At 72.0% G+C, this 24,985-nt stretch carries 29 protein-coding genes; 25 read left to right on the top strand and 4 right to left on the bottom strand.

What is annotated here, in order from left to right:
• Positions 1-71 precede the first annotated feature (71 nt).
• The 22 genes from fabG to ACLFOB_RS01985 all read left to right on the top strand — a co-directional run bounded on the left by fabG (position 72) and on the right by ACLFOB_RS01985 (position 18,673).
• A complete protein-coding gene (gene fabG / locus ACLFOB_RS02090; protein WP_410916881.1) occupies positions 72-809 on the top strand; it encodes a 3-oxoacyl-[acyl-carrier-protein] reductase in 738 nt (245 codons plus the stop codon).
• Between the two features lie 206 nt (positions 810-1,015).
• Entirely contained in the window at positions 1,016-1,249 is a 234-nt protein-coding gene (locus ACLFOB_RS02085) for an acyl carrier protein (protein ID WP_410916883.1), read from the top strand.
• A 166-nt stretch (positions 1,250-1,415) separates the two neighbouring features.
• Positions 1,416-2,675: a beta-ketoacyl-ACP synthase II gene (fabF, locus tag ACLFOB_RS02080; protein WP_410924605.1), complete on the top strand. Its 1,260-nt coding sequence runs from the start codon at positions 1,416-1,418 to the stop codon at positions 2,673-2,675.
• Positions 2,676-3,836 carry an endolytic transglycosylase MltG gene (gene mltG, locus ACLFOB_RS02075; RefSeq protein WP_410916887.1) on the top strand — a complete coding sequence of 387 codons (1,161 nt, stop codon included), beginning with the start codon at positions 2,676-2,678 and terminating at the stop codon, positions 3,834-3,836.
• A 241-nt stretch (positions 3,837-4,077) separates the two neighbouring features.
• Positions 4,078-4,428 (top strand): hypothetical protein, encoded by a 351-nt coding sequence (locus tag ACLFOB_RS02070; protein ID WP_410924603.1) that lies wholly within the window; start codon positions 4,078-4,080, stop codon positions 4,426-4,428.
• Entirely contained in the window at positions 4,337-5,707 is a 1,371-nt protein-coding gene (locus tag ACLFOB_RS02065) for a DNA-packaging protein (protein WP_410924601.1), read from the top strand. Before ACLFOB_RS02070 ends, ACLFOB_RS02065 begins: the two co-directional genes overlap by 92 nt.
• A gap of 299 nt (positions 5,708-6,006) precedes the next feature.
• Positions 6,007-7,185: a phage portal protein gene (locus tag ACLFOB_RS02060; RefSeq protein WP_410916893.1), complete on the top strand. Its 1,179-nt coding sequence runs from the start codon at positions 6,007-6,009 to the stop codon at positions 7,183-7,185.
• Complete coding sequence (locus tag ACLFOB_RS02055; protein ID WP_410916895.1) at positions 7,178-7,414, top strand: hypothetical protein; 237 nt, start codon at positions 7,178-7,180, stop codon at positions 7,412-7,414. The genes ACLFOB_RS02060 and ACLFOB_RS02055 overlap by 8 nt, the downstream gene beginning before the upstream one ends.
• A 14-nt stretch (positions 7,415-7,428) precedes the next feature.
• The gene (locus tag ACLFOB_RS02050; RefSeq protein WP_410916896.1) at positions 7,429-7,965 is read left to right on the top strand and encodes an HK97 family phage prohead protease; all 537 of its coding nucleotides are present in this window, start codon (positions 7,429-7,431) and stop codon (positions 7,963-7,965) included.
• 26 nt (positions 7,966-7,991) lie between these two features.
• Positions 7,992-9,164 carry a phage major capsid protein gene (locus ACLFOB_RS02045; protein ID WP_410924599.1) on the top strand — a complete coding sequence of 391 codons (1,173 nt, stop codon included), beginning with the start codon at positions 7,992-7,994 and terminating at the stop codon, positions 9,162-9,164.
• Positions 9,165-9,270: 106 nt separating this feature from the next.
• On the top strand, positions 9,271-9,867 hold the full coding sequence (locus tag ACLFOB_RS02040) for a head-tail connector protein (protein WP_410924597.1): 597 nt from the start codon (positions 9,271-9,273) through the stop codon (positions 9,865-9,867).
• A complete protein-coding gene (locus ACLFOB_RS02035) occupies positions 9,864-10,202 on the top strand; it encodes a head-tail adaptor protein (protein ID WP_410924595.1) in 339 nt (112 codons plus the stop codon). Before ACLFOB_RS02040 ends, ACLFOB_RS02035 begins: the two co-directional genes overlap by 4 nt.
• Positions 10,199-10,609, top strand: a complete 411-nt coding sequence (locus ACLFOB_RS02030) for a DUF3168 domain-containing protein (protein WP_410916900.1) — start codon at positions 10,199-10,201, stop codon at positions 10,607-10,609. Before ACLFOB_RS02035 ends, ACLFOB_RS02030 begins: the two co-directional genes overlap by 4 nt.
• Positions 10,610-10,631: 22 nt before the next feature.
• Positions 10,632-11,045 carry a phage major tail protein, TP901-1 family gene (locus tag ACLFOB_RS02025; protein WP_410916901.1) on the top strand — a complete coding sequence of 138 codons (414 nt, stop codon included), beginning with the start codon at positions 10,632-10,634 and terminating at the stop codon, positions 11,043-11,045.
• Positions 11,045-11,368, top strand: a complete 324-nt coding sequence (locus ACLFOB_RS02020) for a gene transfer agent family protein (protein WP_410924593.1) — start codon at positions 11,045-11,047, stop codon at positions 11,366-11,368. Before ACLFOB_RS02025 ends, ACLFOB_RS02020 begins: the two co-directional genes overlap by 1 nt.
• Positions 11,365-11,577: a rcc01693 family protein gene (locus ACLFOB_RS02015; protein ID WP_410924591.1), complete on the top strand. Its 213-nt coding sequence runs from the start codon at positions 11,365-11,367 to the stop codon at positions 11,575-11,577. Before ACLFOB_RS02020 ends, ACLFOB_RS02015 begins: the two co-directional genes overlap by 4 nt.
• Positions 11,570-12,235 (top strand): phage tail tape measure protein, encoded by a 666-nt coding sequence (locus ACLFOB_RS02010; RefSeq protein ID WP_410916904.1) that lies wholly within the window; start codon positions 11,570-11,572, stop codon positions 12,233-12,235. Before ACLFOB_RS02015 ends, ACLFOB_RS02010 begins: the two co-directional genes overlap by 8 nt.
• A 91-nt stretch (positions 12,236-12,326) precedes the next feature.
• Positions 12,327-12,959 (top strand): TIGR02217 family protein, encoded by a 633-nt coding sequence (locus ACLFOB_RS02005; RefSeq protein ID WP_410924589.1) that lies wholly within the window; start codon positions 12,327-12,329, stop codon positions 12,957-12,959.
• Positions 12,959-13,840: a DUF2163 domain-containing protein gene (locus tag ACLFOB_RS02000; protein WP_410924587.1), complete on the top strand. Its 882-nt coding sequence runs from the start codon at positions 12,959-12,961 to the stop codon at positions 13,838-13,840. Before ACLFOB_RS02005 ends, ACLFOB_RS02000 begins: the two co-directional genes overlap by 1 nt.
• Positions 13,837-14,280, top strand: a complete 444-nt coding sequence (locus ACLFOB_RS01995) for a peptidase (RefSeq protein WP_410924585.1) — start codon at positions 13,837-13,839, stop codon at positions 14,278-14,280. The genes ACLFOB_RS02000 and ACLFOB_RS01995 overlap by 4 nt, the downstream gene beginning before the upstream one ends.
• Before the next feature lie 86 nt (positions 14,281-14,366).
• Positions 14,367-18,275, top strand: a complete 3,909-nt coding sequence (locus tag ACLFOB_RS01990; protein ID WP_410924583.1) for a glycoside hydrolase TIM-barrel-like domain-containing protein — start codon at positions 14,367-14,369, stop codon at positions 18,273-18,275.
• On the top strand, positions 18,275-18,673 hold the full coding sequence (locus ACLFOB_RS01985) for a hypothetical protein (protein ID WP_410924581.1): 399 nt from the start codon (positions 18,275-18,277) through the stop codon (positions 18,671-18,673). The genes ACLFOB_RS01990 and ACLFOB_RS01985 overlap by 1 nt, the downstream gene beginning before the upstream one ends.
• Here ACLFOB_RS01985 and ACLFOB_RS01980 read toward each other — a convergent pair.
• Positions 18,589-18,915: a TraR/DksA family transcriptional regulator gene (locus tag ACLFOB_RS01980; RefSeq protein ID WP_410924579.1), complete on the bottom strand. Its 327-nt coding sequence runs from the start codon at positions 18,913-18,915 to the stop codon at positions 18,589-18,591. The genes ACLFOB_RS01985 and ACLFOB_RS01980 overlap by 85 nt on opposite strands.
• Before the next feature lie 80 nt (positions 18,916-18,995).
• Here ACLFOB_RS01980 and cysE point away from each other — a divergent pair, with 80 nt between their 5' ends.
• Positions 18,996-19,802: a serine O-acetyltransferase gene (gene cysE, locus ACLFOB_RS01975; protein ID WP_410924578.1), complete on the top strand. Its 807-nt coding sequence runs from the start codon at positions 18,996-18,998 to the stop codon at positions 19,800-19,802.
• Between the two features lie 274 nt (positions 19,803-20,076).
• Here cysE and ACLFOB_RS01970 read toward each other — a convergent pair whose 3' ends face one another.
• Genes ACLFOB_RS01970 through ACLFOB_RS01960 form a run of 3 tightly spaced genes read right to left on the bottom strand, consistent with a single transcriptional unit; the run spans position 20,077 to position 22,343 of the window.
• A complete protein-coding gene (locus tag ACLFOB_RS01970; RefSeq protein ID WP_410924576.1) occupies positions 20,077-21,045 on the bottom strand; it encodes a methyltetrahydrofolate cobalamin methyltransferase in 969 nt (322 codons plus the stop codon).
• Positions 21,046-21,082: 37 nt separating this feature from the next.
• On the bottom strand, positions 21,083-22,018 hold the full coding sequence (locus ACLFOB_RS01965; RefSeq protein ID WP_410924574.1) for a methylenetetrahydrofolate reductase: 936 nt from the start codon (positions 22,016-22,018) through the stop codon (positions 21,083-21,085).
• A 28-nt stretch (positions 22,019-22,046) separates the two neighbouring features.
• Complete coding sequence (locus ACLFOB_RS01960; protein WP_410915694.1) at positions 22,047-22,343, bottom strand: virulence factor; 297 nt, start codon at positions 22,341-22,343, stop codon at positions 22,047-22,049.
• Between the two features lie 215 nt (positions 22,344-22,558).
• On the opposite strand from ACLFOB_RS01960, the gene ACLFOB_RS01955 reads away from it, so the two are divergent.
• Positions 22,559-23,671, top strand: coding sequence for a Ppx/GppA phosphatase family protein (locus ACLFOB_RS01955; RefSeq protein WP_410915696.1), 1,113 nt, complete (start codon positions 22,559-22,561; stop codon positions 23,669-23,671).
• 105 nt (positions 23,672-23,776) lie between these two features.
• Positions 23,777-24,529, top strand: a complete 753-nt coding sequence (locus tag ACLFOB_RS01950; RefSeq protein WP_410924572.1) for an RlmE family RNA methyltransferase — start codon at positions 23,777-23,779, stop codon at positions 24,527-24,529.
• Positions 24,530-24,985: the final 456 nt, after the last annotated feature.

The following is a 24,985-nucleotide window of genomic DNA, read 5'->3' as shown; positions in this document are numbered from 1 at the left end:
GCCGACGCCGGGTTGCCGGCGCGGGCACGACTGGATAAGCGGAACCACCCTGAAAGCCAAGAGGAGCGGCGATGTTCGATCTGACGGGAAAGACGGCGCTGGTGACCGGCGCCTCGGGCGGTATCGGCGGCGAGATCGCGCGCGCCCTGCATGGCGCGGGGGCGACGGTGGGGTTGTCGGGCACCCGCGAGGCGCCTCTGCGTGCGCTGGCCGACGAGTTGGGCGCAAGGGCACATGTCCTGCCCTGCGATCTCTCCGATGCCGGGGCGGTCGCGGTCTTGCCGAAACAGGCGACGGAGGCGATGGGTGGCCTCGACGTCCTGGTGAACAACGCGGGCATCACCCGCGACGGGCTGTTCATGCGCATGTCGGACGACGACTGGGCGCAGGTAATGGAGGTCAATCTGACGGCAACCATGCGCCTCTGCCGCGGTGCGCTGCGCGGCATGATGAAGGCGCGCTGGGGCCGGATCGTGAACGTGGGCTCGGTGGTGGGCTCGATCGGCAACCCGGGGCAGGCGAACTACGCTGCCGCCAAGGCCGGGCTGACGGGGCTCACGAAGGCGATCGCGCATGAGGCGGCCTCGCGCAACGTGACCGCCAACGTCGTGGCGCCGGGCTTCATCACCACGGCGATGACCGAGAGCCTGACCGACGATCAGCGCGCGGGATTGCTTGCCAGGGTGCCGATGGGCCGCATGGGCGACCCGCGCGAGGTCGCCGCCGCCGTGCTCTATCTGGCCAGCCCCGAGGCCGCCTATGTCACCGGCGCCACGCTGCATGTGAACGGCGGCATGGCGATGCTCTGAGCGGGGTTTCCGCGCGCCCGGGAAAGCGTTTGCCAATCGCCGAGCATGTGCTATAGGCGCGCCTGATTTGGCCGGGGCGGCGCTGCCGCGACGGGCAGACCCCGCTCGAGGCGGGAGACGCGTCCTTCCGGGCGCAGGCAGGCGCCGGACCCGTGGGGCGAGGGCAGAACAGGGCCAAGGCCCGCAAGGACAACGAGGAAATTGACATGAGCGACATCGCGGATCGCGTGAAGAAGATCGTCGTCGAGCATCTTGGCGTCGAGGAGGACAAGGTCACCGACAGCGCCTCCTTCATCGACGACCTTGGCGCGGACAGCCTCGACACCGTCGAGCTGGTCATGGCGTTCGAGGAGGAGTTCGGCATCGAGATCCCGGATGACGCCGCCGAGAACATCCAGACCTTCGGCGACGCGGTGAAGTTCATCGAGGACGCACAGTAAGCCACCGGGCGCGCAGGTTTTCGGGCGGCATCCGGGACTCCGGGTGCCGCCTTCGTTTTGGCCGGCGGCAGACCGCCGCGCGGCGCCTCTCCGGTCCGCCCGGCCCTTGCCCCCCGCGGGCGCGAGAGGCTAAGAGCGGGCGAGGCGAAATCGGGAGTGGATGGTCATGCGGCGTGTCGTCGTTACCGGACTGGGACTTGTCACGCCGCTGGGCTGCGGGGTCGAGACGACCTGGTCGCGAATCCTCGAGGGGCGCTCGGGCGCCGGCACGATCACCCGCTTCGACGCCTCGCATCTGGCCACGACCTATGCCTGCGAAGTGCCGCTGGGTGACGGGTCCGACGGCACGTTCAATGCCGACGACTGGGTCGAGGCCAAGGAGCGGCGCAAGATCGACGAGTTCATCGTCTACGGGCTTGCCGCCGCGCAGCAGGCGGTCGAGGACGCGGGCTGGACCAACCCCCCGGAGGAGGAGAAGCTGCGCACCGGGGTGATGATCGGCTCCGGCATCGGCGGGCTGAACGCCATCGCCGAGACCGCCTACCTGATCCGCGACAAGGGGCCGCGCCGCGTCTCTCCCTTCTTCATCCCCGGCTCGCTCATCAACCTGATCTCGGGGCAGGTGAGCATCCGCTACGGTTTCAAGGGGCCGAACCACGCGGTGGTCACGGCCTGTTCGACCGGCGCGCACGCCATCGGCGACGCCGCGCGGCTGATCAGGGACGGCGATGCCGAGGTGATGCTGGCGGGCGGGGCCGAGGCCGCGATCAGCGAGATCGGCATCGCCGGCTTCAACGCCTGCAAGGCGCTCTCGACCAAGCGCGGCAACGCCCCCGAGACGGCAAGCCGTCCCTACGACACGGACCGCGACGGGTTCGTGATGGGCGAGGGCGCGGGCATCGTCGTGCTGGAAGACTACGAGCACGCCAAGGCGCGCGGTGCGAAGATCTACGCCGAGGTGATCGGCTACGGCCTGTCGGGCGACGCCTATCACATCACCGCGCCGTCCGAGGACGGGGACGGCGCGCTGCGTTCCATGCGCGCGGCGCTGGACAAGGCGGGACTGGAGCCTGCGGCCATCGACTACATCAACGCGCATGGCACTTCGACCATGGCCGACGTGATCGAACTGGCCGCGGTCGAGCGGATGATGGGCGATGCGGCGAGCCGCGTCACCATGTCGTCGACCAAGTCGATGACCGGGCATCTTCTGGGCGCGGCAGGGGCCATCGAGGCGATCTTCTCGATCCTCGCGATCCGCGACCAGGTGGCGCCGCCCACGATCAACCTCGACGAGCCCGCAGTCCGAACGCCCATCGACCTTGCGCCCAACGCGAAGCGCGAGAGAGAGATCAACGTGGCCCTGTCGAACTCCTTCGGGTTCGGTGGCACCAACGCGAGCGTGCTGTTCGGAAGGGTCGCATGAATGTGGCGCGCCATCGCGTCGAACGCGCTGACGATCATCGTACTGGTCCTCTTTCTCGGCGCGGGGCTCATCCTTTGGGGTGAGCGCAGGTATAACGCCGAAAGCACGCTGGACCGCAACGTCTGTATCACCGTGCCGCGCGGCGGCAGCATCCGCGAGCTGTCGCGCCGGCTGGAGGATGACGGCGTGATCTCGTCGGGCCTCATCATGCGGCTCGCGGCGGAGTACGGCGACATGGCCGGCGACCTCAAGGCCGGCAACTTCCTGATCGAGCCGGGCGCGTCCATTGCCGACGTCACGGCCAAGGTGACGGGCGACGGCATCAGCGACTGCGGGACCGTGGTGACCTTGCGGGTGGGCGTGAACGCCTCGCGCATCGACATTCTGGAATTCGACTCCGTGGCCGGCGACATGGAACGGACGGCCGAGATCGACCTGCCGGCGGAGGAAATGCCCGAGGTCTATCGCGCCGCCTTCGAGGACCCGATCACAGAATACAACGCGATCGTGGCCGAAGGCGCGACCAGCTGGCAGGTCGCCCGCGCGCTAGAGGCCTTCGACGTGCTCGCCGGCGAGATTTCGGAAATCCCGGCCGAGGGGTCGCTGGCACCCGGCGGCTACACGCTGCGCCGGGGCGCGGACCGTGCCGGGCTGATCGCGGACATGCAGGAACGGCAGTCCGGGATCCTGGCCGCGGCCTGGGAAGCCCGCGCACCGGGCCTGCCGCTGGAGAGCCCCGAGGAGGCGCTGATCCTTGCCTCGATCATCGAGAAGGAAACGAGCGTGCCGGAGGAACGGCGCCGCGTCGCCAGCGTCTTCGTCAACCGGCTGGAACGGGGCATGCGGCTGCAGACCGACCCGACCGTGATCTATGGCATTACCGAGGGGCGCGGTGCGCTGGGCCGCGGGCTGCGGCAGAGCGAACTTCGGGGCGCGACCCCCTGGAATACCTATGTGATCGAGGGGCTGCCGCCGACGCCGATCGCCAACCCGGGCCGCGCCAGCATCGAGGCGGCGCTCGACCCGGAGGCCGGCGACTATCTGTTCTTCGTGGCCGACGGCACCGGCGGCCACGCCTTCGCCGAGACGCTGGCAGAGCACAACCGCAACGTCGCGCGCTGGCGCGAGATCGAGGCGGCGCGCGAGGCGCAAGGCGAGTAGATGCGTGCTCATCGGCCCTCGCGGGCCGCTTCGCGGGGCCGCCTGGTGTGTGAGAATTTCATAATCGCAACGGGCGGTTAGCAGTCGAGGCGTTGCGCAACGGGATTGACCCGGCGCGCGCTTTCGCCTATAGGTCGTGACATGCTGGACGCAGTCCAAGGGGCGGCGCGGGATCCTTTCCGCGGCCGCCCTTTTTCGTGCCTGCGCCCGGCGTGAGCCAGGCAAACCGAAAGGCCGACCCTTGTCAGACATCCTGACCACCGAGACGGAGCAGGGATCGCCCCTCGACGAAGAGATCGCCAGCATCGCGCGTCAGCTGCGCGAGATGCGCCACGAGCTGGAGGACTTCCAGCACATCCTCGCGCGCGGCGACTGGGACGAGGCGCGCGAGGCGGGCAAGGCGGTCGCCTCGGTCAAGCAGTGGATCCGGCTGGCAATAGAAGCGGAGATGCTCCTTCATGCGCGACGACGCACCGGCTCCGGCATCGCCCGGGGCGGCTATGCCCTTGACCTCGATGCCGCCCGCGCCGAGATCGGCGCTCGACTGGATCGCCTGCGCCGCACCGGAGGTCCGGCGCCGGTTCCTGGATGACCTGCGCGACGGCGAGCTGCTGGCGCTGCCCTGGCTCTTCGAGTTCTGGGCGATGGCGCATCAGATCGCCCCGCCGGGCGACTGGCGAACATGGGTGGTGCTGGGCGGTCGCGGCGCGGGCAAGACGCGCGCGGGCGCCGAATGGGTCCGCGCGGAGGTCGAGGGCGCGAAACCCTTCGATGCCGGCCGGGCGCGGCAGGTGGCGCTTGTGGGCGAGACCTACGACCAGGTGCGCGATGTCATGGTGCTGGGCGACAGCGGCATCCTCGCCTGCTCTCCGCCTGACCGTCGGCCGGACTGGCAATCCTCGAAGCGCCGCCTCGTCTGGCCCAACGGCGCGGTGGCGCAGCTTTTCTCCGCGCATGATGCGGAGGCGCTGCGCGGGCCGCAGTTCGACGCCGCCTGGGCCGACGAACTCGCGAAATGGTCCAAGGCGGACGATGCCTGGGACATGCTGCAGTTCGCGCTGCGGCTGGGCGAGGCGCCGCGCGCCTGCGTGACCACCACGCCGCGCAACGTCGGCACGCTGAAGCGGTTGCTGGCGCTGGACTCGACCGTTGTCACGCGGGCGGGCACCACCGCGAACCGCGCCAACCTTGCCGCCAGCTTCCTTGACGAGGTGCGCGCCCGCTACGCGGGCACCCGGCTGGGCCGGCAGGAGCTGGACGGGCTGCTCCTGGAAGAGGCGGAGGGCGCGCTCTGGACCGCCGCGGCGCTTGGCGGGCTGCAGGTGGAGCACGCCCCCGACCTCGATCGGATCGTCGCGGCGGTGGACCCCCCGGCGACCGGCACCGCGAAGAGCGACGCCTGCGGCATCGTGGTGGCCGGGGCGGTGACGCGCGGTGACGTTCCCGACTGGCGCGCCGTGGTGCTGGAGGACGCGAGCGTGGCCGCCGCGCGGCCCTCGGACTGGGCGCAGGCGGCGGTGGCGGCGATGGAACGCTGGGGCGCCGAGCGGCTGGTGGCCGAGGCGAACCAGGGCGGCGACATGGTGGCCGAGGTGATCCGGCAGGTCGATCCGCTGGTGCCCCTGCGCCTCGTCCGCGCGACCCGCGGCAAGGTCGCCCGCGCCGAGCCGGTGGCCGCGCTCTACGAGCAGGGGCGCGTGCGCCACCTGCGCGGGCTTGCCGACCTCGAGGAGCAGATGTGCCTGATGACGGCGCAGGGCTTCGAGGGATCCGGCAGCCCCGACCGGGTCGATGCGCTGGTCTGGGCGCTGCACGAGCTGATGATCCTGCCGGCCGCGCGCTGGCGCCGTCCGCGCCTGCGCGCGCTGTGATCCCGCAGGGGGCGCTGCCCCCGTCCGGCTGCGCCGGACTCCCCCGGGGTATTTCGGGCAAGAGGAAGGTCGGGGGTCTTTCGGGGATAGTAGCACCTGCCCGGGGGCGCTGCCCCCGGTCGGCCTGCGGCCGACTGCCCCGGAGTATCTGGCTCCAGAAATGAGCAATGGGGCGTTGCGCGGAGGGGGCCCGCACCGCACGGCGGGCTTTCGCGGGATTAATCCGGGGACCCTAGAACGGCTTCCGAAGACGGCGCGCGGCCTGTCCGGCGCCCGAGACACCCAAGGAGCCGCCGCCGATGGTCTTTCCCTTTCGCCGCCGCACCACCGCGCCCGAGGCCAAGGCCAGCGCCGCCGCGCCGGTCATCGCCTGGGCGGGCGCGGGCCGCGTCGCCTGGAGCCCGCGCGAGACGGGGGCGCTGGCGCGCACCGGCTTCGCCGGCAACCCCGTGGGTTTTCGCGCGGTCAAGCTGATCGCGGAATCGGCCGCGGCGCTTCCGCTGGTGCTGCAGGACGCCGCGCGGCGCTACGAGGTGCATCCGCTGCTTGCGCTGCTGCGCCGGCCCAACCCGGCGCAGGGGCGGGCGGAACTGCTGGAGGCCTTCTACGGGCAGCTTCTGCTGACCGGCGACGCCTATGTCGAGGCGGTGGCCGGCGCGAAGGGCGCGCCGGTCGAGCTGCATGTCCTGCGCTCGGACCGGATGCGGGTGGTGCCGGGGCCGGACGGATGGCCGGCGGGCTTCGACTATACCGTGTCAGGTCGCACGCACCGCTTCGATGCCACGGCCCGGCCCGGCCCGGTCTGTCACCTGCGCAGCTTCCATCCGCAGGACGACCATTACGGCCTTTCGCCGCTGCAGGCGGCGGCGCAGGCGATCGACGTGCACAACGCCGCCTCGCGCTGGTCAAAGGCGCTTCTGGACAATGCCGCGCGTCCCTCTGGCGCGATCGTCTACCGCGGCGCGGACGGGGCGGGTGGGCTTTCGTCGGAGCAATACGACCGGCTCGTGGCGGAGATGGAGAGCTATCACCAGGGCGCGCGAAACGCAGGGCGGCCCATGCTGCTGGACGGCGGGCTCGACTGGAAGCCGATGGGCTTTTCGCCCTCGGACATGGAGTTCCAGAAGACCAAGGAGGCCGCCGCGCGCGAGATCGCGCTGGCCTTCGGCGTGCCGCCGATGCTGCTGGGCCTGCCGGGGGACGCGACCTACGCCAACTATCAGGAGGCCAACCGCGCCTTCTTTCGCCTGACGGTGCTGCCGTTGGCCGCGCGGGTCATGGCGGCGCTGGGCGACTGGCTGTCGGATCATTTCGGCGAGCCGCTGGAGCTGCGGCCCGATCTCGATCAGGTGCCGGCGCTTGCCGCCGAACGCGACGCGCAGTGGGCGCGCGTGGGCGCCGCGGATTTCCTGACCGACACCGAAAAGCGGCGGCTGCTGGGGCTTCCGGCGGTGCCGGAGGAGGCGCGCGATGACTGAGCGCCCGGGCGAACGCTTCGGCTTCGAGGCGCAGGATTGCGCGCCCGCGCTGCGGCTGGAGGCGCATCAGGCGATGGCCCGGCTGCAGTTCGAGACCGTGCACCGGCGGCTCGAGAAGATCGAGGCGATGATGGAACGTCTGGAGCGGCGGCTGTGGATCACGGTCTACGGCGTGGTCGGCATGATCCTCGCCCAGGCGATGCAGTCGATGGTGCAGGTCGCGCCATGAGGGAGGGGCCGCAGATGGAACTCGAGCGGAAATATGCGGGCGCCGAGGTGGCGCTGGGGGGCGACGCGCGCATCGAGGGCTACGCCAGCCTCTTCGGGGCGGCCGATCAGGGCGGCGACGCGGTGGCGCCTGGCGCCTTCGCGGCCGCGCTGGCGCGCTTCGCGGCGGCGGGACGCCGCGTGCGGATGCTGTGGCAGCACGACCCCGCCCAGCCCATCGGCGTCTGGGAAGAGGTGCGCGAGGATGCGCGGGGGCTCTTCGTGAAGGGCCGGCTGCTCACGGAGGTGGCGCGCGGCCGCGAGGCGGCGGCGCTGCTGCGTGCCGGCGCGATCGAGGGGCTCTCGATCGGCTATCGCACGGTGCAGGCCGAGCGGCGCGGCGCGGGTCGGGTGCTGACCGAGGTCGAACTGTGGGAGGTGTCGCTGGTGACCTTCCCGATGCTGCCCTCCGCCCGCGTGGCGGCCAAGCAGGACGGCACGGCCGAGGCGCTGCGCGCGCTGGCCGAGGGGTTCCGCGCCGCGCGGGCGGCGCTGGGAGAGACGCGCGCATGAGGGCGCAGGGCAATCCGGAGGTGGAGATGACGGAGACGACAGAGAGCGGCACGGCCCTTGCGCCGGTCGCGGAGGTGAAGCGCGCGGTTGCGGGGTTCGCCAGGGATTTCGCGGAATTCCGGACAGGGATTCACGCGCGGCTTCAACAGCAGGAAGAGCGACTGACCATGCTTGATCGCAAGACGCAGAGCCCGGCGCGCCCGGCGCTCGCCCGCGCCGCCGACGAGGCCGCGCCCCACACCAAGGCCTTCGGCGCCTACCTGCGCTCGGGCGACGACGACGGGCTGCGCGGCCTCGAGCTCGAGGGCAAGGCGATGTCGTCCTCGGTGGCGGCCGACGGCGGCTATCTGGTGGACCCCGAGACCGCCGAGACGATCCGCGGCGTGCTGAATTCCTCGGCCTCGATCCGGCAGATCGCCAATGTCGTTCACGTCGAGGCCACGGCCTACGACGTGCTGGTGGACACCACCGAAGTGGGCGCGGGCTGGGCGACCGAGACGGACCCCTCGGGCGAGACCGGCACGCCGCAGATCGACCGCATCTCGATCCCGCTGCACGAGCTGTCGGCGCTGCCGAAGATCAGCCAGCGGCTGCTCGACGACGCGGCCTTCGACATCGAGGGCTGGCTCGCGGGCCGCATCGCGGAGAAGTTCGCGCGCGCCGAAGCCGCGGCCTTCGTCGCGGGCGACGGCACGGACAAGCCCACCGGCTTTCTCACCCATCCGGCGGTGCCGCAGGCGAACTGGGCCTGGGACAGCCTGGGCTATGTCGCGACCGGCGCGGACGGCGCCTTTGACGGGGCAGAGGCGGTGATCGACCTGGTCTATGCGCTGGGCGCGCGCTACCGCGCCAACGCGCATTTCGTGATGAACTCGCGCACCGCCGGCACCGTGCGCAAGCTCAAGGACAACGACGGGCGCTTCCTGTGGTCCGACGGTCTTGCGGCGGGCGAGCCCGCCCGGCTCCTGGGCTACCCGGTGCTCATCGCCGAGGACATGCCCGACATCGACAGCGGCGCGGACGCCATCGCCTTCGGCGATTTCCGAGCGGGCTACACCGTGGCCGAGCGGCCGGACCTGCGCGTGCTGCGCGATCCCTTCAGCGCCAAGCCGCACGTCCTGTTCTACGCGACCAAGCGCGTGGGCGGCGACGTGACCGACTTCGCGGCGATCAAGCTTCTGCGCTTCGCCGCGGCCTGAGCCGCGGCGAGAGAGGGGGCGCGCGATCGGGGCAGGCCGGGCGACCGGCCGCGCGCGCCCCCGGCCTTGGGCCCCGGCGGGGCGGGACCATCCGGAGATGTCATTCATGCTGATCGAAGAGACGCCGCTCGATCCCGCGGCCCTGCCGGTGGAGGCCTTCCGCGCGCACCTGCGCCTTGGCACCGGGTTTTCGCAGGACGACCTGCAGGGCCCGATGCTGGAGGCCACGCTGCGCGCCGCCATCGCCGCGATCGAGGCGCGCACGGGCAAGATCCTGCTGGCGCGGGGCTTCGCGCTGATCCTGACCGCCTGGCGCGATCCGGGCGGCCAGCCGCTGCCGCTGGCGCCGGTCGCGACAGTGACGGAGGTTGCGCTGCGCGACGCGGCCGGAGAGGAAAGCCCGGTGGAGGCCGCCCGCTGGTGGCTGCAGGACGACCGGCACCGCCCGGTGCTGCGGTCCGCCGGCACGGCGCTGCCCGCGATCCCGGCACGCGGCGCGGGCGTCGTCCGCTTCACGGCGGGCTTCGGCGCCGACTGGGCCATGGTGCCCGCCGACCTTCGGCAGGCGGTCCTGCTGCTTGCGGCGCACTACTACGAATACCGCGACGCGGGCTCCCTGGGCGAGGCGGCGATGCCGGCCGGGGTTGCCGGGCTGCTCGGGCCCTGGCGCGCGCTGCGTCTGGGTGCGGGGGGCGCCGCATGAGCGCGCCCCGTCTCAACCGCGCGCTGCTGCTCGAGGCGCCGGTCGAGGCGCCGGACGGCGCCGGCGGCGTGACCGAGGGCTGGCTGGCCCTGGGCACCCTCTGGGCTGCCGTCGTGCCGCGCACGGGGCGCGAAACCGCCGGCGCGGCGCAGGCCGTGGCTACTACCGCCCATCGGATCACCGTGCGCGCCGCGCCGCCGGGCTGCGAGGCGCGTCCGCGCCCCGGCCAGCGGTTCCGCGAGGGCGCGCGCGTCTGGCGCATCCTTGCCGTGGCAGAGGCCGACCCCGAGGGCCGCTACCTGACCTGCTTCGCCGAGGAGGAATTCGCGCCATGAGCTACGCCCTCGCCGCCGTGCTGCAGGAAGCCGTCTATCAGCGGCTTTCGACCGACCCGGCGCTTGCCGCGCTGGTGGGCGACAACGTCCATGACGACCTGCCGGCCGGCCGGCTGCCGCCCGTCTATGTGGCGCTCGGCCCCGAGACGGTGCGCGACCGCTCCGACGCCACAGGCGCGGGCGCGCTGCACGACCTGCAGATCACCGTGGCAGGCGCGCGCGACAGCTTCCGCACCGTGAAACAGGCGGCGGCGGCGGTCTCCGACGCGCTGCTCGGCGCGCCGCTCGCGCTCGCCCAAGGCCGCGTCGTGGACCTGCACTTTCGCCGGGCGACAGCGCGCCGGGGCGGCCGCGGCCGCGGCCGGCGGATCGACCTCACCTTCCGCGCGCGCGTGGCGGCGGACTGAGCAACCGAAGGAGATCACGGACATGGGCGCCCAGAGCGGCAAGGACCTTCTGATCAAGGTGGACCTGACCGGTGACGGCCAGTTCCAGACCGTCGCGGGGCTGCGTGCCACGCGGCTGTCCTTCAACGCCGAGCAGGTGGATGTCACCAGCCTGGAAAGCCAGGGCGGCTGGCGCGAGCTGCTGGCCGGCGCAGGGGTGAAATCGGCCTCGATCGCCGGCTCGGGCGTCTTCCGCGACGCCGATACCGACGACCGCGCGCGGCAGATCTTCTTCGACGGCGAGACGCCGGAGTTCCAGGTGGTGATCCCCGGCTTCGGCACCGTCGCGGGGCCGTTCCAGGTGACGGGGCTGGAATACGCCGGCACCCACGATGGCGAGGCGACCTACGAGATCGCCCTCGCCTCGGCCGGGGCGCTCAGCTTCACGGCGCTCTGATGGCCAATCCCTATCGCGGAGAGGTGACGCTGGTGATCGACGGGGCGCCGCGCGCGATGCGGCTGACCCTGGGCGCGCTGGCCGAGCTGGAGGAGGCGCTGGGCGCGGACAGCCTGGTGGACCTCGCGGCGCGCTTCGAAAGCGGGCGCTTCTCGGGACGCGACGTGCTGGCGGTGATCGTCGCGGGCCTGCGCGGCGGCGGTTGGGAGGGGGCCGCGGCCGACCTGCACCGCGCCGAGATCGGGGGCGGGCCGATGGCCGCCGCGCGCGCCGCGGCCGAGCTCTTGGCACGCGCCTTCCTGCCGCCGGAGGAGGCGCGATGAGCCGCTTCGACTGGGCCGCCCTGATGCGCGCCGGGATGGGCCGCCTGGGCCTGCGCCCGGCGGAGTTCTGGGCGCTGACACCCTCCGAACTGGCGGTGATGCTGGGCGCGGGCGGCGGGCGCGCGGCGATGGACCGCGCACGGCTCGACGCGCTGATGCGCGCCTATCCCGACGGGGTCCGGCAAGAGAAGGACGAAACCGATGGCTGACACCGAGGAAAAGGCCGAGGCGCTCGACGATGCGCTCGACGCGCTGGAGACGAGCCTTGGCAACGCGGCCGGAATGACGGCGGGCTTCGATGCCGAACTGCGGCGCATCCACGAAACCTTTTCCGCCACGGGCAAGGGCGCCCAGCGGTTCGAAAGCGCGCTCTCGCGCGGTCTGCGCCGCGCCATCGACGGCGCGGTCTTCGACGGGCTGAAGCTGTCCGAGGCACTGGGCCAGGTGGGCCGGTCGCTGGTGAACGCCGCCTATTCCGCGGCGGTAAAACCGGTGACCGACCATGTCGCGGGGCTCGTCACCGAGGTGGCGGGCGGTCTTTTTGGCGGGACGAACCGCTTCGCTCAGGGCGCGGGCTTCGCTCAGGGCCGCGTCATGCCCTTCGCCAATGGCGGCGTCGTCCACCAGGCCACGCGCTTTCCCATGCGCGGCGGCTGGGGCCTGATGGGCGAAGCGGGGCCCGAGGCGATCCTGCCGCTGGCGCGCGGCGCCGACGGGCGGCTGGGCGTGCAGGCCGGCGGCGCCGGGCGCCCCGTGTCGGTGACGGTCAACGTCAGCACGCCGGATGTCGAGGGCTTCCGCCGCTCGCGCACCCAGATCGCCGCCCAGGTCTCCCGCGCGCTCGCCCGCGGCCAGCGCAACCGCTGAGCCTTTCAATGGTCCCGAAATACCCCGGGGGAGTCCGGCGCAGCCGGACGGGGGCAGCGCCCCCCATGTCCCGGACGCAAGGAGCCCGCGCATGAGTTTCCACGAGATCCGCTTTCCGCCCAAGTTGAGCTTCGGCTCGGTCGGCGGCCCCGAGCGCCGGACGGAGGTCGTGACGCTGGCCTCGGGGCACGAGGAGCGCAACACGCCCTGGGCGCAGTCGCGCCGCCGCTACGACGCGGGCGTGGGCCTGCGCTCGCTCGACGACATCGAGGCGCTGGTCGCCTTCTTCGAGGCGCGGCGCGGCCGGCTGCACGGCTTCCGCTGGAAGGACTGGTCCGACTTCAAGTCCTGCCGGCCCAGCCGCGCGCCCTCGGCCACCGACCAGCTGATCGGCCATGGCGACGGAACCCGCGTCACCTTCCAGCTGGTCAAGTGCTACCGTTCGGGCGAGGCCGCCTACGAGCGGCCGATCGCCAAGCCGGTTGCGGGCACCGTGCGCCTTGCCGTGCAGGGCGATGCGCTGCGCGAGGGCGTGGATTACGAGGTGGACGTGACGACCGGCATGGTCGCGCTGGTGCGCGCGCCCTCGGAGGGGATGCAGATCACCGCGGGCTTCGAGTTCGACGTGCCGGTGCGCTTCGACACCGACGCGATCCAGACCGGCGTGGCGAGCTTCAGGGCGGGCGATCTGCCGACCGTGCCCGTGGTCGAGGTGCGGGTCTGATGCAGGCGGCGCTGGCAGAGCATCTTGCGGGCGGGCACACCACCGTCGCGCGCTGCTGGGCGGTGACGCGCACGGACGGCGCGGTTCTGGGCTTCACGGACCACGACCGGCAACTCGAGTTTGACGGCATCGCCTTTCGGCCCGACACAGGCCTGTCGGCGGCGGCCCTGCAGCAGGGCACGGGGCTTGCGGTGGACAACACCGAGGCGCTGGGCGCGCTGTCGGACGCCGCGATCACGGAGGCTGATATCGCTGCCGGGCGCTGGGACGGCGCCGAGGTGCGGGCCTGGCTCGTCAACTGGGCCGCGCCGGAGGCGCGGCAGCTGATCTTCCGCGGCTCGATCGGGGAACTGCGGCGGGCGAGAGGCGCCTTTCAGGCGGAGCTGCGCGGGCTCTCGGCGGCGCTCAACCGTCCTTCGGGCCGCAGCTTCCAGAGGCCTTGCGCAGCGGTGCTGGGCGACAGGGACTGCGGCGTGGATCTCTCCGCACCCGGCTACCGGCACGAGGGCCCGGCGCTGTCGGTCGAGGAGGAGGGCCGCGTCTTTCGCTTCCCCGCGCTGGCGGGCTTCGCGCCGGGCTGGTTCGCGCGCGGCCGGCTGGTCGTGCTCGCAGGCGCTTCCGCCGGGCTCGAAGGCAGCATCAAGCGTGACGTCGCGGAGAGCGAGGCGCGCGTGATCGAACTCTGGACGCCGCTCGGCGCGGCACCGGAGCCAGGCGACGCGCTGCGGCTGGAGGCAGGATGCGACAAGCGGCTCGAGACCTGCCGCGCCAAGTTCGGCAACGTGCTGAACTATCGTGGCTTTCCCGACCTGCCGTCGTCGGACTGGGTGACGGTGCATCCCGCGCAGTCGGGCGAGATCGGCGGGGGCAGCCGACGATGAGCGCGGACGGAGAGCGCGTGGTCGCCGCCGCGCGGGGCTGGATCGGGACGCCCTATGTGCATCAGGCGAGCGCGCGGGGCGCAGGGGCTGATTGTCTGGGCCTGATCCGCGGCGTCTGGCGCGAGGTGCTGGGCGCCGAGCCCGCCCTGGTGCCGGCCTACACGCCGGACTGGGACGAACCGGCGGGCGAAGAGCGGCTCTGGGCGGCGGCGCGGGCGCATCTCCTTCCCGTAGTTCCGTGCAGGGCCGCGGCGGGCGACGTGCTGCTCTTCCGGATGCGCGCGGGCGCGGTGGCCAAGCACCTCGGGATTCAGGGCCGGACCGGGGCGGCGGCAACGGTGATCCACGCCTATTCCGGGCACGGGGTGGTGGAAAGTCCGTTGGCCCCCTGGGCACGGCGGATCGTGGCGCGGTTCCGCTTTCCCGGACACGCGGCATGAGGTGCGGGGGCCAAGCGCCTTGCAAGGCGCTTGCAAGGCGTTTCCAAACGCCTTGCCGGCGCGCGAACGCAGACGGGAGCGCGTGAATGGCGACGATCCTTCTTTCCGCGGCGGGGGCCGCGCTGGGCAGTTCGCTGGGCGGCACGGTGCTGGGCCTGTCGATGACCGCTGCGGGCCGCTTCCTGGGGGCCACGGCGGGCCGTGCGATCGACCAGCGCCTGCTCGGCGAAGGCTCCGAGGCGGTGGAGACCGGGCGGCTCGAACGCATCCGCCTCACCGGGGCGGGCGAGGGCGATCCGGTCCCGCGGCTCTGGGGCCGGATGCGTCTGGGCGGGCATGTGATCTGGGCCAGCCGCTTCACCGAGATCGTCACCACCGAGGGCGGCGGCGGCAAGGGCGCGCCGCGCCGGCCCGAGATCCGGCGCCATTCCTACCGCGTGAGCCTTGCCATCGCGCTCTGCGAGGGCGTGATCGCGGGCGTGGGCCGGGTCTGGGCCGACGGGGCCGAGATCGCGCCCGCCGACCTCGAGATGCGGGTGCACACCGGCGCACGCGACCAGATGCCCGACCCGCTGATCGAGGCGATCGAGGGCGCGGGCCAGGCGCCCGCCTATCGCGGCACGGCCTATGTGGTGCTGGAGGATCTCGACCTCTCGCCCTTCGGCAACCGCGTGCCGCAGTTCTCCTTCGAGGTGATCCGCCACGAACAGCCCGACCGCCCCGGCGCGGAGACGGATGTGGCAGGCGCGGTCCGCGGGGTCGCCCTGATCCCCGGCACGGGCGAATACGCGCTGGCGACCCGGCCGGTCGCGGTGCCTGTGGACAAGGGCCGCTGGCGCATGGCCAACGTCAACACGCCCCTTGGTGTGCCGGACCTGCCCGCCTCGCTCGATGCGCTGTCGCGCGAGCTGCCGGCCTGCGGCGCCGTCTCTCTGGTGGTCAGCTGGTTCGGCGACGACCTGCGCTGTGGCGCCTGCACCCTGCGCCCGCTGGTCGAACGGACCGGGGCTGACGGGCGGGGGATGCCCTGGACCGTCTCCGGGCTGGCGCGCGCTGGGGCCGGGCTGGTGCCGATGGCAGAGGGGCGCGCGCTCTACGGCGGCACGCCCGCCGATGCCTCGGTGGTGCAGGCGCTCCGCGCGCTGCGCGAAAGCGGGCGCGCGGCGATGTTCTATCCCTTCGTGCTGATGACGCAGACGGCGGGCAACGCGCTGCCCGACCCCTGGACCGGGGCGGAGGGCCAGCCGGCGCTGCCCTGGCGCGGGCGGATCACCGCCTCGGTCGCGCCGGGGCGGGCGGGCTCGCCCGATGGCACCGCGCAGGCGGATGCCGAGGTCGCCGCCTTCTTCGGCACCGCTCGCGCCGCAGATTTCACCGTGGGCGAGGGCGAGGTCGCCTACCGCGGCCCCGAGGAATGGGGTTTTCGCCGCTTCATCCTGCACTATGCCGCGCTTTGCGCCGCGGCCGGCGGCGTCGAGGCCTTCTGCATCGGGTCCGAGATGCGCGGGCTCACGCAGATCCGCGGCGCCACGGGCTTTCCGGCGGTGGAGCAGATGCGCACGCTCGCGGCAGAGGTCCGTGCGCTGCTGGGGCCGGAGACCAAGATCGGCTACGCCGCCGACTGGACCGAATACCGAGGCTACCAGCCGCCCGGTGCGCCGGAGGACTTCCTCTTTCACCTCGACCCGCTCTGGGCCGACGCCAACATCGATTTCATCGGCATCGACAACTACATGCCGCTCTCGGACTGGCGCGACGGTCCCGATCACCTCGACGCCGGGTGGGGGGCGATCCACGACCTTGGCTACCTGACCTCGAACGTGGCGGGCGGCGAGGGCTACGACTGGTACTACCACTCCGACGAGGCGCGCGCGGCGCAGATTCGCACGGCCATCACCGACGGCGCGCACGACGAGCCCTGGGTCTGGCGCGTCAAGGACATCCGCGGCTGGTGGGAGAACGCCCACCACGACCGGGTGGGCGGCGTGCGCCAGCCGCGGGCCACCGCCTGGGAGCCGCGCTCGAAACCCTTCTGGTTCACCGAGATCGGCTGCGCGGCGATCGACAAGGGCACCAACCAGCCCAACAAGTTCCTCGACCCGAAGTCGTCCGAATCCGCCCTGCCTCATTTCTCCGACGGGCGGCGCGACGAGACGATCCAGGCGCAGTACATCCGCGCGGTGACGGGCTACTGGACCGATCCGGCCAACAACCCGGTGTCCGATCTCTACGGCGGGCGCATGGTGGACATGGACCGCTGCTTTGTCTGGGCCTGGGACGCGCGGCCCTGGCCGTGGTTTCCGGCCAACCGAGGCCTGTGGAGCGATGGTGCGAATCATGCGCGCGGCCACTGGCTGAACGGGCGCGGCTCGGGGCGCAGCCTGTCCTCGGTGGTGGGCGAGATCTGCGACGCCGCGGGGCTTGCGGCCTACGACACGCGCCGCCTTTTCGGGCATGTCCGGGGCTATCTGACGTCCGAGGGCGGGACGGCGCGCGCGGCGCTCCAGCCCCTGATGCTGGCCCATGCCTTCGATGCGGTGGAGCGTGACGGTGCACTGCACTTCCTGCCGCGCGAGACCGGGGCGGCGGCGCCGCTCGATCCCGAGCGGTTGGCCGAAAGCCCCGAGATCGACGGCACGCTGGAGCGCAGCCGCGCGGCGGAGGCGGAGCAGACCGGGCGCCTGCGGGTGCGCTTCACCGTGGCCGATGGCGATTTCGAGGCGGCCGCCGAGGAGGCGATCCTGCCGGGCGAGCCCGGCCGCGCCGTGACCGAGGCAGAGGTGCCCCTTGCGCTCACCCGCGCCGAGGCGAAGTTGCTGGCCGAGCGGTGGCTGGCCGAGGCGCAGGTGGCGCGCGATGGCGCGCGCTTCGCGCTGCCGCCCTCGGCCTGGGCGCTGGGCGCGGGCGACGTGGTGCAGCTGGAGGGGGCGCGCTATCGTATCGACCGCGTCGAGCAGGGCGAGGCGCGGCTGGTCGAGGCGGTGCGGATAGAGCCCTCCGTCTATCGTCCGGCCGAGATCGAGGACATGCCCGAGCGGCTTGCGCCCTTCGTGCCGGCCGTTCCGGTGACGTCTCTCTTCCTCGACCTGCCCTTGTTGCGTGGCGACGAGGTGCCGCACGCGCCGCACCTTGCCGTGACCGCCGCGCCATGGCCCGGGCGCGTCGCGCTCTACGAAGCGGCGCAGGACGCGGGCTATGCGCTCTCGGACGTGATCGAGGCGCAGGCGGCGATCGGCGTGACGGAAAGCCCGCTCGCCGCCGCGCCGCCGGGGCGGATCGACCGCGGCCCGGCGTTGCGGGTGCGGATGCTGTCGGGCACGCTTTCGGCCACCGATGACGCGGGGCTTCTGGCGGGGCGCAACCTGCTTGCCGTGGGCGACGGCAGCACGGGCGTCTGGGAACTGCTGCAGGCGCGGGATGCGCAGCTGATCGCGCCGGGGGTCTGGCTGCTGTCGCACCGGCTGCGCGGGCAGGCGGGCAGCGACGGGATCGTGCCCGCCGTCTGGCCCGAGGGATCCTGGGTGGTGGCGATGAACGGCGTGCCGCGGCAGATCGCGCTCTCGCCCGCGTTCCGCGATGTGGCGCGGCACTGGCGGATCGGCCCGGCGGGGCGCGGCTACGACGATCCCAGCTACGAACACCGTGTGCTGGCTTTCAAGGGCGAGGGGCTGCGCCCCTACCGGCCCTGCCACCTGCGGCTGACCGAGGAAGGCGGCGGGCTGCGCGCGCGCTGGGTGCGGCGCACCCGGATCGACGGCGACGGCTGGGCCGCGCCGGAGGTGCCGCTGGGCGAGGAGGCAGAGCTCTACCTCGTGCGCATCACCGGGCCCGGCGGCGCGGTGCTGCGCGAGGTGCAGTCCGCAGGTCCGGACTGGCTCTACCCGGCCGCGCAGCGTGCGGCGGACGCAGGTGCCGGCCCGCGGCGTATCGAGGTGGCGCAGGTCTCTGCCCGCTACGGGCCGGGGCCCTTCGCGAGTGCGCCGGTGCCCGGCTGATGCGGCCCGCGCACTGGCCCGACGTGAGCGCGGCGGCGCGGGCGCTGCTGATCGTGCCGCCCGATGCGCGACCCGGCCGTGCCCGCGCCATGCTGGAGGCCGCCCATGCCGCCCACCGCGCGATGAAACGGCTTGGCCGGGTGCATCCCCGGCTGGGTAACGGCGGGCTGATGGTGCTGGCGCGGATGGCGCCGCTGCCGCCCGAACCGCCGCTCTCGGACCCGGAGTTCGCTGACTGCCTGCTGCGCGTCCTGCAGGCGCTGCGCGACTGGCGCGCTGACCCCGCGCGGCGCGCGCGGCGGCGGGGACAGGGTCAGCCCGCCGCGCAGCCCACGCAGCGCGCGGCGGTCGGGTCGAGCGCCAGCCGCTTCGGCGCGATCTCTTCGCAAGAGCCGTAGTCGCCCGCATCGAGCCGGGCGCGCGCTGCGCGAAGCCGCTGCTCGATATCGCGGCGGGCCTGCGTGGCGCGCGCCATCGACTGCGAGAGCAGCGCGTCCTGCCGCGACAGCTGCCCCATCGCCTGCTGGTCGAGCGCCACGGTGTCCTGCCCGCCTCGACCCGGCGCATCGCCCGCGTCGAGTTCCGACAGGGTCGATTGAAGCCGGGCACGCACCGCACTCTCGTCCGTCTCTGCCATCATCCGCCCTTTCCGGTCCTGCGTTCCGAGACTAGGTTTGCCGTGCCAGGATCGCAAAACCTGCCCGGACCGGGAGAAGAGACATGGCCGAGACCCGCGCGAAGCTTGCCAAGTTCGATCCCGTGTGGGATCGCATCCGCGAGGAGGCCGAGCAGGCCGTGATCGACGAGCCGCTATTGGGCGGGCTGGTGCATTCCAGCGTGCTGCACCACGCGACGATGGCCCGCGCGCTGGCCTTCCGGATCTCGATGAAGCTTGCCTCGGGCGAGATGTCCGAGCAGATCCTTCGCGAGATCGCGGACGAGGCGCATGCGGCCGATCCCGGGCTGGTGCAGGCCGCGCGCGCCGATATCGCCGCTGTCTACGACCGCGACCCGGCCTGCCACCGCTTCCTGCAGCCGCTGCTGTTCTTCAAGGGCTTTCAGGCGCTTCAGGCCTATCGCCTGGGCCACTGGCTCTGGCGCGAGGGGCGCGCGGATCTCGCCTATTTCGTGCAGATGCGCGTCTCGGAGGTTTTCGGGGTGGACATTCACCCGGCCGCGCGGATCGGCCAGGGCATCATGATCGACCACGCCCATTCCATCGTGATCGGCGAGACGGCGGTGGTGGGCGACAACGTCTCGATGCTGCATTCGGTCACGCTGGGCGGCACCGGGAAGGAAGAAAGCGACCGTCACCCCAAGATCGGCTCCGGCGTGCTGATCGGCGCGGGCGCCAAGGTGCTGGGCAACATCACGGTGGGCGACTGCTGCCGGATCGCCGCGGGCTCCGTCGTGCTGGAGGACATCCCGCCGAAAAAGACGGTCGCCGGCGTGCCAGCCCGCATCGTGGGCGAGGCGGGCTGCGCACAGCCCTCGGTCACGATGGACCACCTGCTGGCGCGCGACTGAGCGGCTTGTCGGCGGCGCGGCCTTGCGGCCGCATTCCCTCTGGCACTTCGTGCGGGCGAGGGGCGCGGCCCCTCGCGCTCCCGCGGGTATTTTTCGCAAGAGGAAGCGGACCGGTGCTGCGGGCGCGGCGAGCGACCTTTCGGCGGCGCGCGCTGCGGGCATGCGCCCGGCACGAAGAGCAGGCGGAATCTCGCGCCGGGCGGCGGAGCCGCTGCCCCGTAATTGCAACGCCGTCTGACGCGCACCGAGACGCGCGCGCGGCCGGCCCCTGCGATCAGGCGCTGCGCCGCCGCCCGCCGCGGCGACCGCCGCGCGCGCCGCCGGCCTCCTGTGCCGCCCGGGCGGCATCGGGAAAGGGCGTGCCCTCTGCCACCGCGTCGAGCACGCGGGCAAAGCGGATCCATTCGCCGCCGTTGGGATCGTTGTTCATCAGGAAGTTGGCGGCCTTGATCGCTTCCATCTCGACCTGGCGGACCGGGTTCATGATCGCGCTGGTCATGCCGGCACCTATCGCCATCGGCAGAAAGGCCGCGTTGATCCCGTGCCGGTGGGGCAGCCCGAAGGAGATGTTGGAGGCGCCGCAGGTGGTGTTCACGCCCAGTTCCTCGCGCAGCTTGCGCACCAGCGCGAAGACCTGCCGCCCGGCGGTGGCCATCGCGCCCACCGGCATCACCAGCGGATCGACCACGATGTCGTGCGCGGGGATGCCGTGATCCGCCGCGCGTTCGACGATCTTCTTCGCCACGGCGAAGCGCACCTCGGGGTCCTCGCTGATCCCCGTATCGTCGTTCGAGATCGCCACCACGGGCACGTCGTATTTCCTGACCAGAGGCAGGATCGCCTCCAGCCGCTCCTCCTCGCCGGTGACGGAGTTCAGCAGCGGGCGGCCCTGGGCCGCCGCGAGCCCTGCCTCGAGCGCGGCGGGCACCGAGCTGTCGATGCAGAGCGGCACGTCCACCAGCCCCTGCACCAGTTCGATCATGCGGCGCATGAGCGGCGGCTCGGTCTGGTTGGGGTCGGGATTGGAGTTGTAGACCACGCCTGCGTTGACATCGAGCACCATGGCCCCGCAGGCGACCTGCTCCAGCGCGTCCTTCTCGACGGTGGAGAAATCGCCGGCCTCGAGCTCGGCCGCCAGCTTCTTGCGGCCCGTGGGATTGATGCGTTCGCCGATCACGCAGAAGGGCTCGTCGAAGCCGATGGTGACGGTCTTCGACTTGGAGGCGACGATGGTGCGGGTCATTGGGGTCCTGTCCGGAAAGAGGGGTGGCTCGGGGGTGTCAGCCGGTCGCGCGGGCGGCGGGGCGGGCTGCCGCGCCGCCATGCTGCTGCGCCCATTCGGCGGTGGCGGCGATGCCGCCCAGCGGGAAGAAATGGATCTGCGCGATCCTGGCCGAGGGCGAGGCGGCGCGGCGCGCGGCGAGGTCGCGCAGCAGCTCGGTGGGCTCGTAGGGCTTTACCAGCTTCGAGACGTCCATCGCCCGGCGTTGCAACACCTTGAGCGAGGGGCCGACGCCGCAGGCGATGGCGAACCGGATCAGCGTCTGCAGCTTCGCCGGTCCCGCGATGCCCATGTGGATCGGCAGGCCGATGCCGGCGGCGGCAAGCCGTTCCGCCCAGGCGACCATCGGGCCCGCGTCGAAGGCGAACTGGGTCACGATCGCCATCTCGGCATCCGTGCGCTCGGCGAAGGCCTGCTTCCAGGCCAGTGCCTCGTCCACCAGCTTCGTGCCGCCGCGCGGGTCGATGTCGCGGTTGCCCTCCGGGTGGCCGGCCACATGCAGACGGGCGAAGCCCGCGCGGTCGAAGGCCCCCGTTTCAAGCAGTTGCATGGAGGAATGGAAGGCGCCTGCCGGCTTTTCCACCCCGCCGGCCAGAACCAGCGCCTGGCGCACGCCTGCCTCGCCCTGATAGCGGGCGATCCAGTCTTCCAGCATGGCCCGGTCGCGGATGATACGGGCCGGGAAATGCGGCATCGGCTCGAAGCCCTCGGCGCGCAGCCGGGCGGCGGTGGCCACCATGTCCGCGATGGGCGTGCCGTCGATATGGGCGATGCAGACCCGGGTGCCCGCGGGCAGCAGTTTGCGGAAGTCCGCCACCTTGGCGGCCGTGCGCGGCATCACCTCGATGGAAAAGCCGGACAGCACGTCCTCCAGGCCGGGGCCGCCTGGCGCGGGGCGGCGCTCTCCGCGCCCGGGGAACTCGAGAAGCGCCATCAGGGTCTCCTTCCATCGCATCGGGCCGTCAGGCCCATCCATCCTTCGCGATCAGCGCCTTCAGGCGGTCCTGATCGTAGTCCTTTGCAAGCCGCAGCGCCTCGGCCTCGGCAAGGTCGGCCGGGTCGCCCTCGGCCTCGCGCAGCACCGCCTTGCGCCATTGGGCGAGATAGGCATCGCTTTCCGCCAGCCCCGACTTCATCGCAGCACGGTCTATCGCCTGCTCGAAGCGTTCGGGCAGCGGGCGCTTGGCGGCCCGCCGGCCACGGCCCACGATCACCTGCGCCGGGATGTCGCGCCAGTAGACGATCGTGACCTCTTGCACCTTCGCGATTCCCCTTTTGCACTCATCCCTCTCTACGGCACGGGATCGCACCGCCCCGGTCTGATTTCGACCGATGCGCGACGCTGAGCGACCCCTGCGTTCGAGGCTGTAGGACCCCCGGCGCGGGAGCGGACGGGAAAAGCCGCATCGTGGCTTGTTTGAAGGGCGGGGCACACATATCTTGCTGGCAACTTTGTATCCGGAGGGCGTGAGACATGGCGCCCAGGCGTCCCGATGGTGCGGGCGCGTTCCCGGTCCCGGTCGAAAGCCCCGCGCCGCAGCCGCCCGATCCCGCGGAGCTTTACGCTGCGCTGGATCTGGGCACGAACAGTTGCCGCATGCTGATCGCCCAGCCGAAGGGCAGCCAGTTTCATGTGGTGGACGGATTCTCGAAGACCGTCCAGCTCGGCGAGGGGCTGGAGCGGACAGGCTCGCTTGGCCGTGCCTCGATGCGGCGCACGCTGCAGGCCGTCAGGATCTGTCAGCAGAAGTTGCGGCGCCACAAGGTGCGGCGCATGCGCCTGGTGGCGACAGAGGCCTGCCGGCGCGCGAAGAACGGCCCCGAATTCCTGCGCCGGATCAAGCGGGAAACGGGCCTCGCGCTCGAGATCATCGAGCCCGAGGAAGAGGCGCGGCTGGCGGTGATCTCCTGTGCGCCGCTGGTCTCGACGCGGACGGAACAGTTACTTGTCGTCGACATCGGCGGCGGTTCGACCGAACTGGTGTGGATCGACCTCTCCTCCGTGCCCGCCCGCGACCGGCCGCGCGCGATCATGCGGCTGCATGCGGGATTTCATCCGCCCGAAAGCCCGTTTCCGGCGGCGAAGGTCGTGGACTGGATCAGCGTCCCGCTGGGCGTGGCCACGCTGCGCGACCAGTTCCGCGACGTCGAGGACGACGCGGCGCGCTACGCGCTGATGAGCTGGTTCTTCGAGGAGAACCTCGCCGAATTCGCGCCCTGCAAGGACGAGCAGGCGCGCGAGGGCTTCCAGATCATCGGCACCTCCGGCACGGTGACGACGGTCGCGGCAAGCCACCTTGGCCTGCGCCGCTACGACCGGACCAAGGTGGACGGTCTGCGCATGACCTCGGACCAGATCGACAAGGTGATCCGCGACTACCTGGCGATGGGACCGGCCGGGCGCCGGCGCGACCCGCGCATCGGGCAGGACCGGCAGGCGCTGATCATGTCGGGGGCCGCGATCCTGCAGGCGCTGCTCCGCCTCTGGCCGACCGACCGTCTGTCGGTCGCAGACCGGGGCTTGCGCGAGGGGCTTCTCTACGCGCAGATGTCGGCCGACGGGGTGCTGGAGGATGCGCCGGTCTGAGCCGGGGCGAATTTTCGATCGAAAATTCGCCCCGGCGAGGCGCGGAGCAGAGAAGATTTTTCGATCGAAAAATCTTCGGCCGGTTGCTGCAAGAGGACGGATCGGATGCCGAAGAAAGCCGGAACATCAGGGCGCGGCCAGCGCGATCTGAAGGTGAAGGTCAAGACCGCGCGCGGGCGGAAGCTGTCGTCCACGCGCTGGCTGCAGCGCCAGCTCAACGATCCCTATGTCAGGCGCGCGCGCGAGGAAGGCTATCGGGGGCGTGCCGCCTACAAGATCCTCGAGCTTGACGACAAGTATCGCTTCCTCAAGCCGGGCGCGCGCGTGGTCGACCTGGGGTGCGCGCCCGGCGGCTGGAGCCAGGTGGCCGTTCGCCGCGTCAACGCGCTGGGCGACACCGCAGGCAAGCCGCGCGGTCACGTGCTGGCCATCGATCTGCAGGACGTAGAGCCGATCCCAGGGGCCGAGATCCACCGCCTCGACTTTCTCGAAGAGGGTGCGGATGCGGCGATCAAGGGCTGGCTCGGGGGCCGGGCCGACGTGGTGATGTCCGACATGGCGGCGGCCAGTTCTGGCCACAAGCAGACCGACCACCTGCGCATCGTGGCGCTGTGCGAGGCTGCGGCCCAGCTTGCCTTCGACGTGCTGGAAGAGGGCGGCACCTTCGTCGCCAAGGTGCTGGCAGGCGGTGCCGAGGATGCGCTGCAGACCGAGCTCAAGCGCCGCTTCACGAAGGTCGCCAACGTCAAGCCGCCCGCCTCGCGCGCCGACAGCGCGGAGAAATTCGTCGTCGCCACCGGCTTCCGTGGCCGCGAACCCGAGGATCGGCGCCTGCGACCTGACAGCGTCTTGCCCTGACGCGCAATAGGCCGGAGCATGCGCCGCGGGCCCTTGCCGCCCGCCTGCCCGTGAAGCCCGCCTGCCCTTGAAGATCGTGCGATGCGCGGGGCAGGGCGGCGGTGTCCGGCATCGCGCACATCGGGCAGAAGCGCGCGGCCGGCCCGGCCTTGGGTATCAGCACCCGCCAGAGACAGACGTCGGCGCCGCGCCGAGCGACGAGCTGCCCCGATGTCGCTTGCGATCTCCCGCGGGGTCTTCGTCACCGGGTCCGGGTCCACGCAGGCTCGCAGCCCTGTGCCCGCGCGCCGAAGCGGATCGCCGGAAGCGCGATCGCGGCGGCCGGGGCCTGGGCGGCGATCCTCCATCGCTATGTCCGGACGAAGCCGACGGACCTCGCCCGCGCGCGATGCGGCGCAGGTTGAGGCGATCGCCCCGCGGTGCGACGCCCGGTTTGGGGGCACATGTCCATCGGTC

It is taken from the genome of Rhodosalinus sp. (assembly GCF_046542825.1).
GTDB lineage: Bacteria > Pseudomonadota > Alphaproteobacteria > Rhodobacterales > Rhodobacteraceae > Rhodosalinus.
Note: the sequence above shows the minus strand (reverse complement) of the source record. Positions and strands in the feature narration are given on the sequence as shown.

Coding starts and splice junctions, on each gene's coding strand:
- ACLFOB_RS02015 (WP_410924591.1), top strand. CDS start 11,365: ATGAGCCGCTTCGACTGGGCCGCCCTGATGCGCGCCGGGATGGGCCGC.
- ACLFOB_RS01970 (WP_410924576.1), bottom strand. CDS start 21,045: ATGACCCGCACCATCGTCGCCTCCAAGTCGAAGACCGTCACCATCGGC.
- ACLFOB_RS02065 (WP_410924601.1), top strand. CDS start 4,337: ATGCCCTTGACCTCGATGCCGCCCGCGCCGAGATCGGCGCTCGACTGG.
- mltG (WP_410916887.1), top strand. CDS start 2,676: ATGTGGCGCGCCATCGCGTCGAACGCGCTGACGATCATCGTACTGGTC.
- ACLFOB_RS02085 (WP_410916883.1), top strand. CDS start 1,016: ATGAGCGACATCGCGGATCGCGTGAAGAAGATCGTCGTCGAGCATCTT.
- ACLFOB_RS01995 (WP_410924585.1), top strand. CDS start 13,837: ATGAGCGCGGACGGAGAGCGCGTGGTCGCCGCCGCGCGGGGCTGGATC.
- ACLFOB_RS02020 (WP_410924593.1), top strand. CDS start 11,045: ATGGCCAATCCCTATCGCGGAGAGGTGACGCTGGTGATCGACGGGGCG.
- ACLFOB_RS02010 (WP_410916904.1), top strand. CDS start 11,570: ATGGCTGACACCGAGGAAAAGGCCGAGGCGCTCGACGATGCGCTCGAC.
- fabG (WP_410916881.1), top strand. CDS start 72: ATGTTCGATCTGACGGGAAAGACGGCGCTGGTGACCGGCGCCTCGGGC.
- ACLFOB_RS02060 (WP_410916893.1), top strand. CDS start 6,007: ATGGTCTTTCCCTTTCGCCGCCGCACCACCGCGCCCGAGGCCAAGGCC.
- ACLFOB_RS02050 (WP_410916896.1), top strand. CDS start 7,429: ATGGAACTCGAGCGGAAATATGCGGGCGCCGAGGTGGCGCTGGGGGGC.
- ACLFOB_RS02040 (WP_410924597.1), top strand. CDS start 9,271: ATGCTGATCGAAGAGACGCCGCTCGATCCCGCGGCCCTGCCGGTGGAG.
- ACLFOB_RS01965 (WP_410924574.1), bottom strand. CDS start 22,018: ATGGCGCTTCTCGAGTTCCCCGGGCGCGGAGAGCGCCGCCCCGCGCCA.
- fabF (WP_410924605.1), top strand. CDS start 1,416: ATGCGGCGTGTCGTCGTTACCGGACTGGGACTTGTCACGCCGCTGGGC.
- ACLFOB_RS02045 (WP_410924599.1), top strand. CDS start 7,992: ATGACGGAGACGACAGAGAGCGGCACGGCCCTTGCGCCGGTCGCGGAG.
- cysE (WP_410924578.1), top strand. CDS start 18,996: ATGGCCGAGACCCGCGCGAAGCTTGCCAAGTTCGATCCCGTGTGGGAT.
- ACLFOB_RS02025 (WP_410916901.1), top strand. CDS start 10,632: ATGGGCGCCCAGAGCGGCAAGGACCTTCTGATCAAGGTGGACCTGACC.
- ACLFOB_RS02030 (WP_410916900.1), top strand. CDS start 10,199: ATGAGCTACGCCCTCGCCGCCGTGCTGCAGGAAGCCGTCTATCAGCGG.
- ACLFOB_RS02035 (WP_410924595.1), top strand. CDS start 9,864: ATGAGCGCGCCCCGTCTCAACCGCGCGCTGCTGCTCGAGGCGCCGGTC.
- ACLFOB_RS02000 (WP_410924587.1), top strand. CDS start 12,959: ATGCAGGCGGCGCTGGCAGAGCATCTTGCGGGCGGGCACACCACCGTC.
- ACLFOB_RS01955 (WP_410915696.1), top strand. CDS start 22,559: ATGGCGCCCAGGCGTCCCGATGGTGCGGGCGCGTTCCCGGTCCCGGTC.
- ACLFOB_RS01980 (WP_410924579.1), bottom strand. CDS start 18,915: ATGATGGCAGAGACGGACGAGAGTGCGGTGCGTGCCCGGCTTCAATCG.
- ACLFOB_RS01990 (WP_410924583.1), top strand. CDS start 14,367: ATGGCGACGATCCTTCTTTCCGCGGCGGGGGCCGCGCTGGGCAGTTCG.
- ACLFOB_RS01985 (WP_410924581.1), top strand. CDS start 18,275: ATGCGGCCCGCGCACTGGCCCGACGTGAGCGCGGCGGCGCGGGCGCTG.
- ACLFOB_RS02005 (WP_410924589.1), top strand. CDS start 12,327: ATGAGTTTCCACGAGATCCGCTTTCCGCCCAAGTTGAGCTTCGGCTCG.
- ACLFOB_RS02055 (WP_410916895.1), top strand. CDS start 7,178: ATGACTGAGCGCCCGGGCGAACGCTTCGGCTTCGAGGCGCAGGATTGC.
- ACLFOB_RS01950 (WP_410924572.1), top strand. CDS start 23,777: ATGCCGAAGAAAGCCGGAACATCAGGGCGCGGCCAGCGCGATCTGAAG.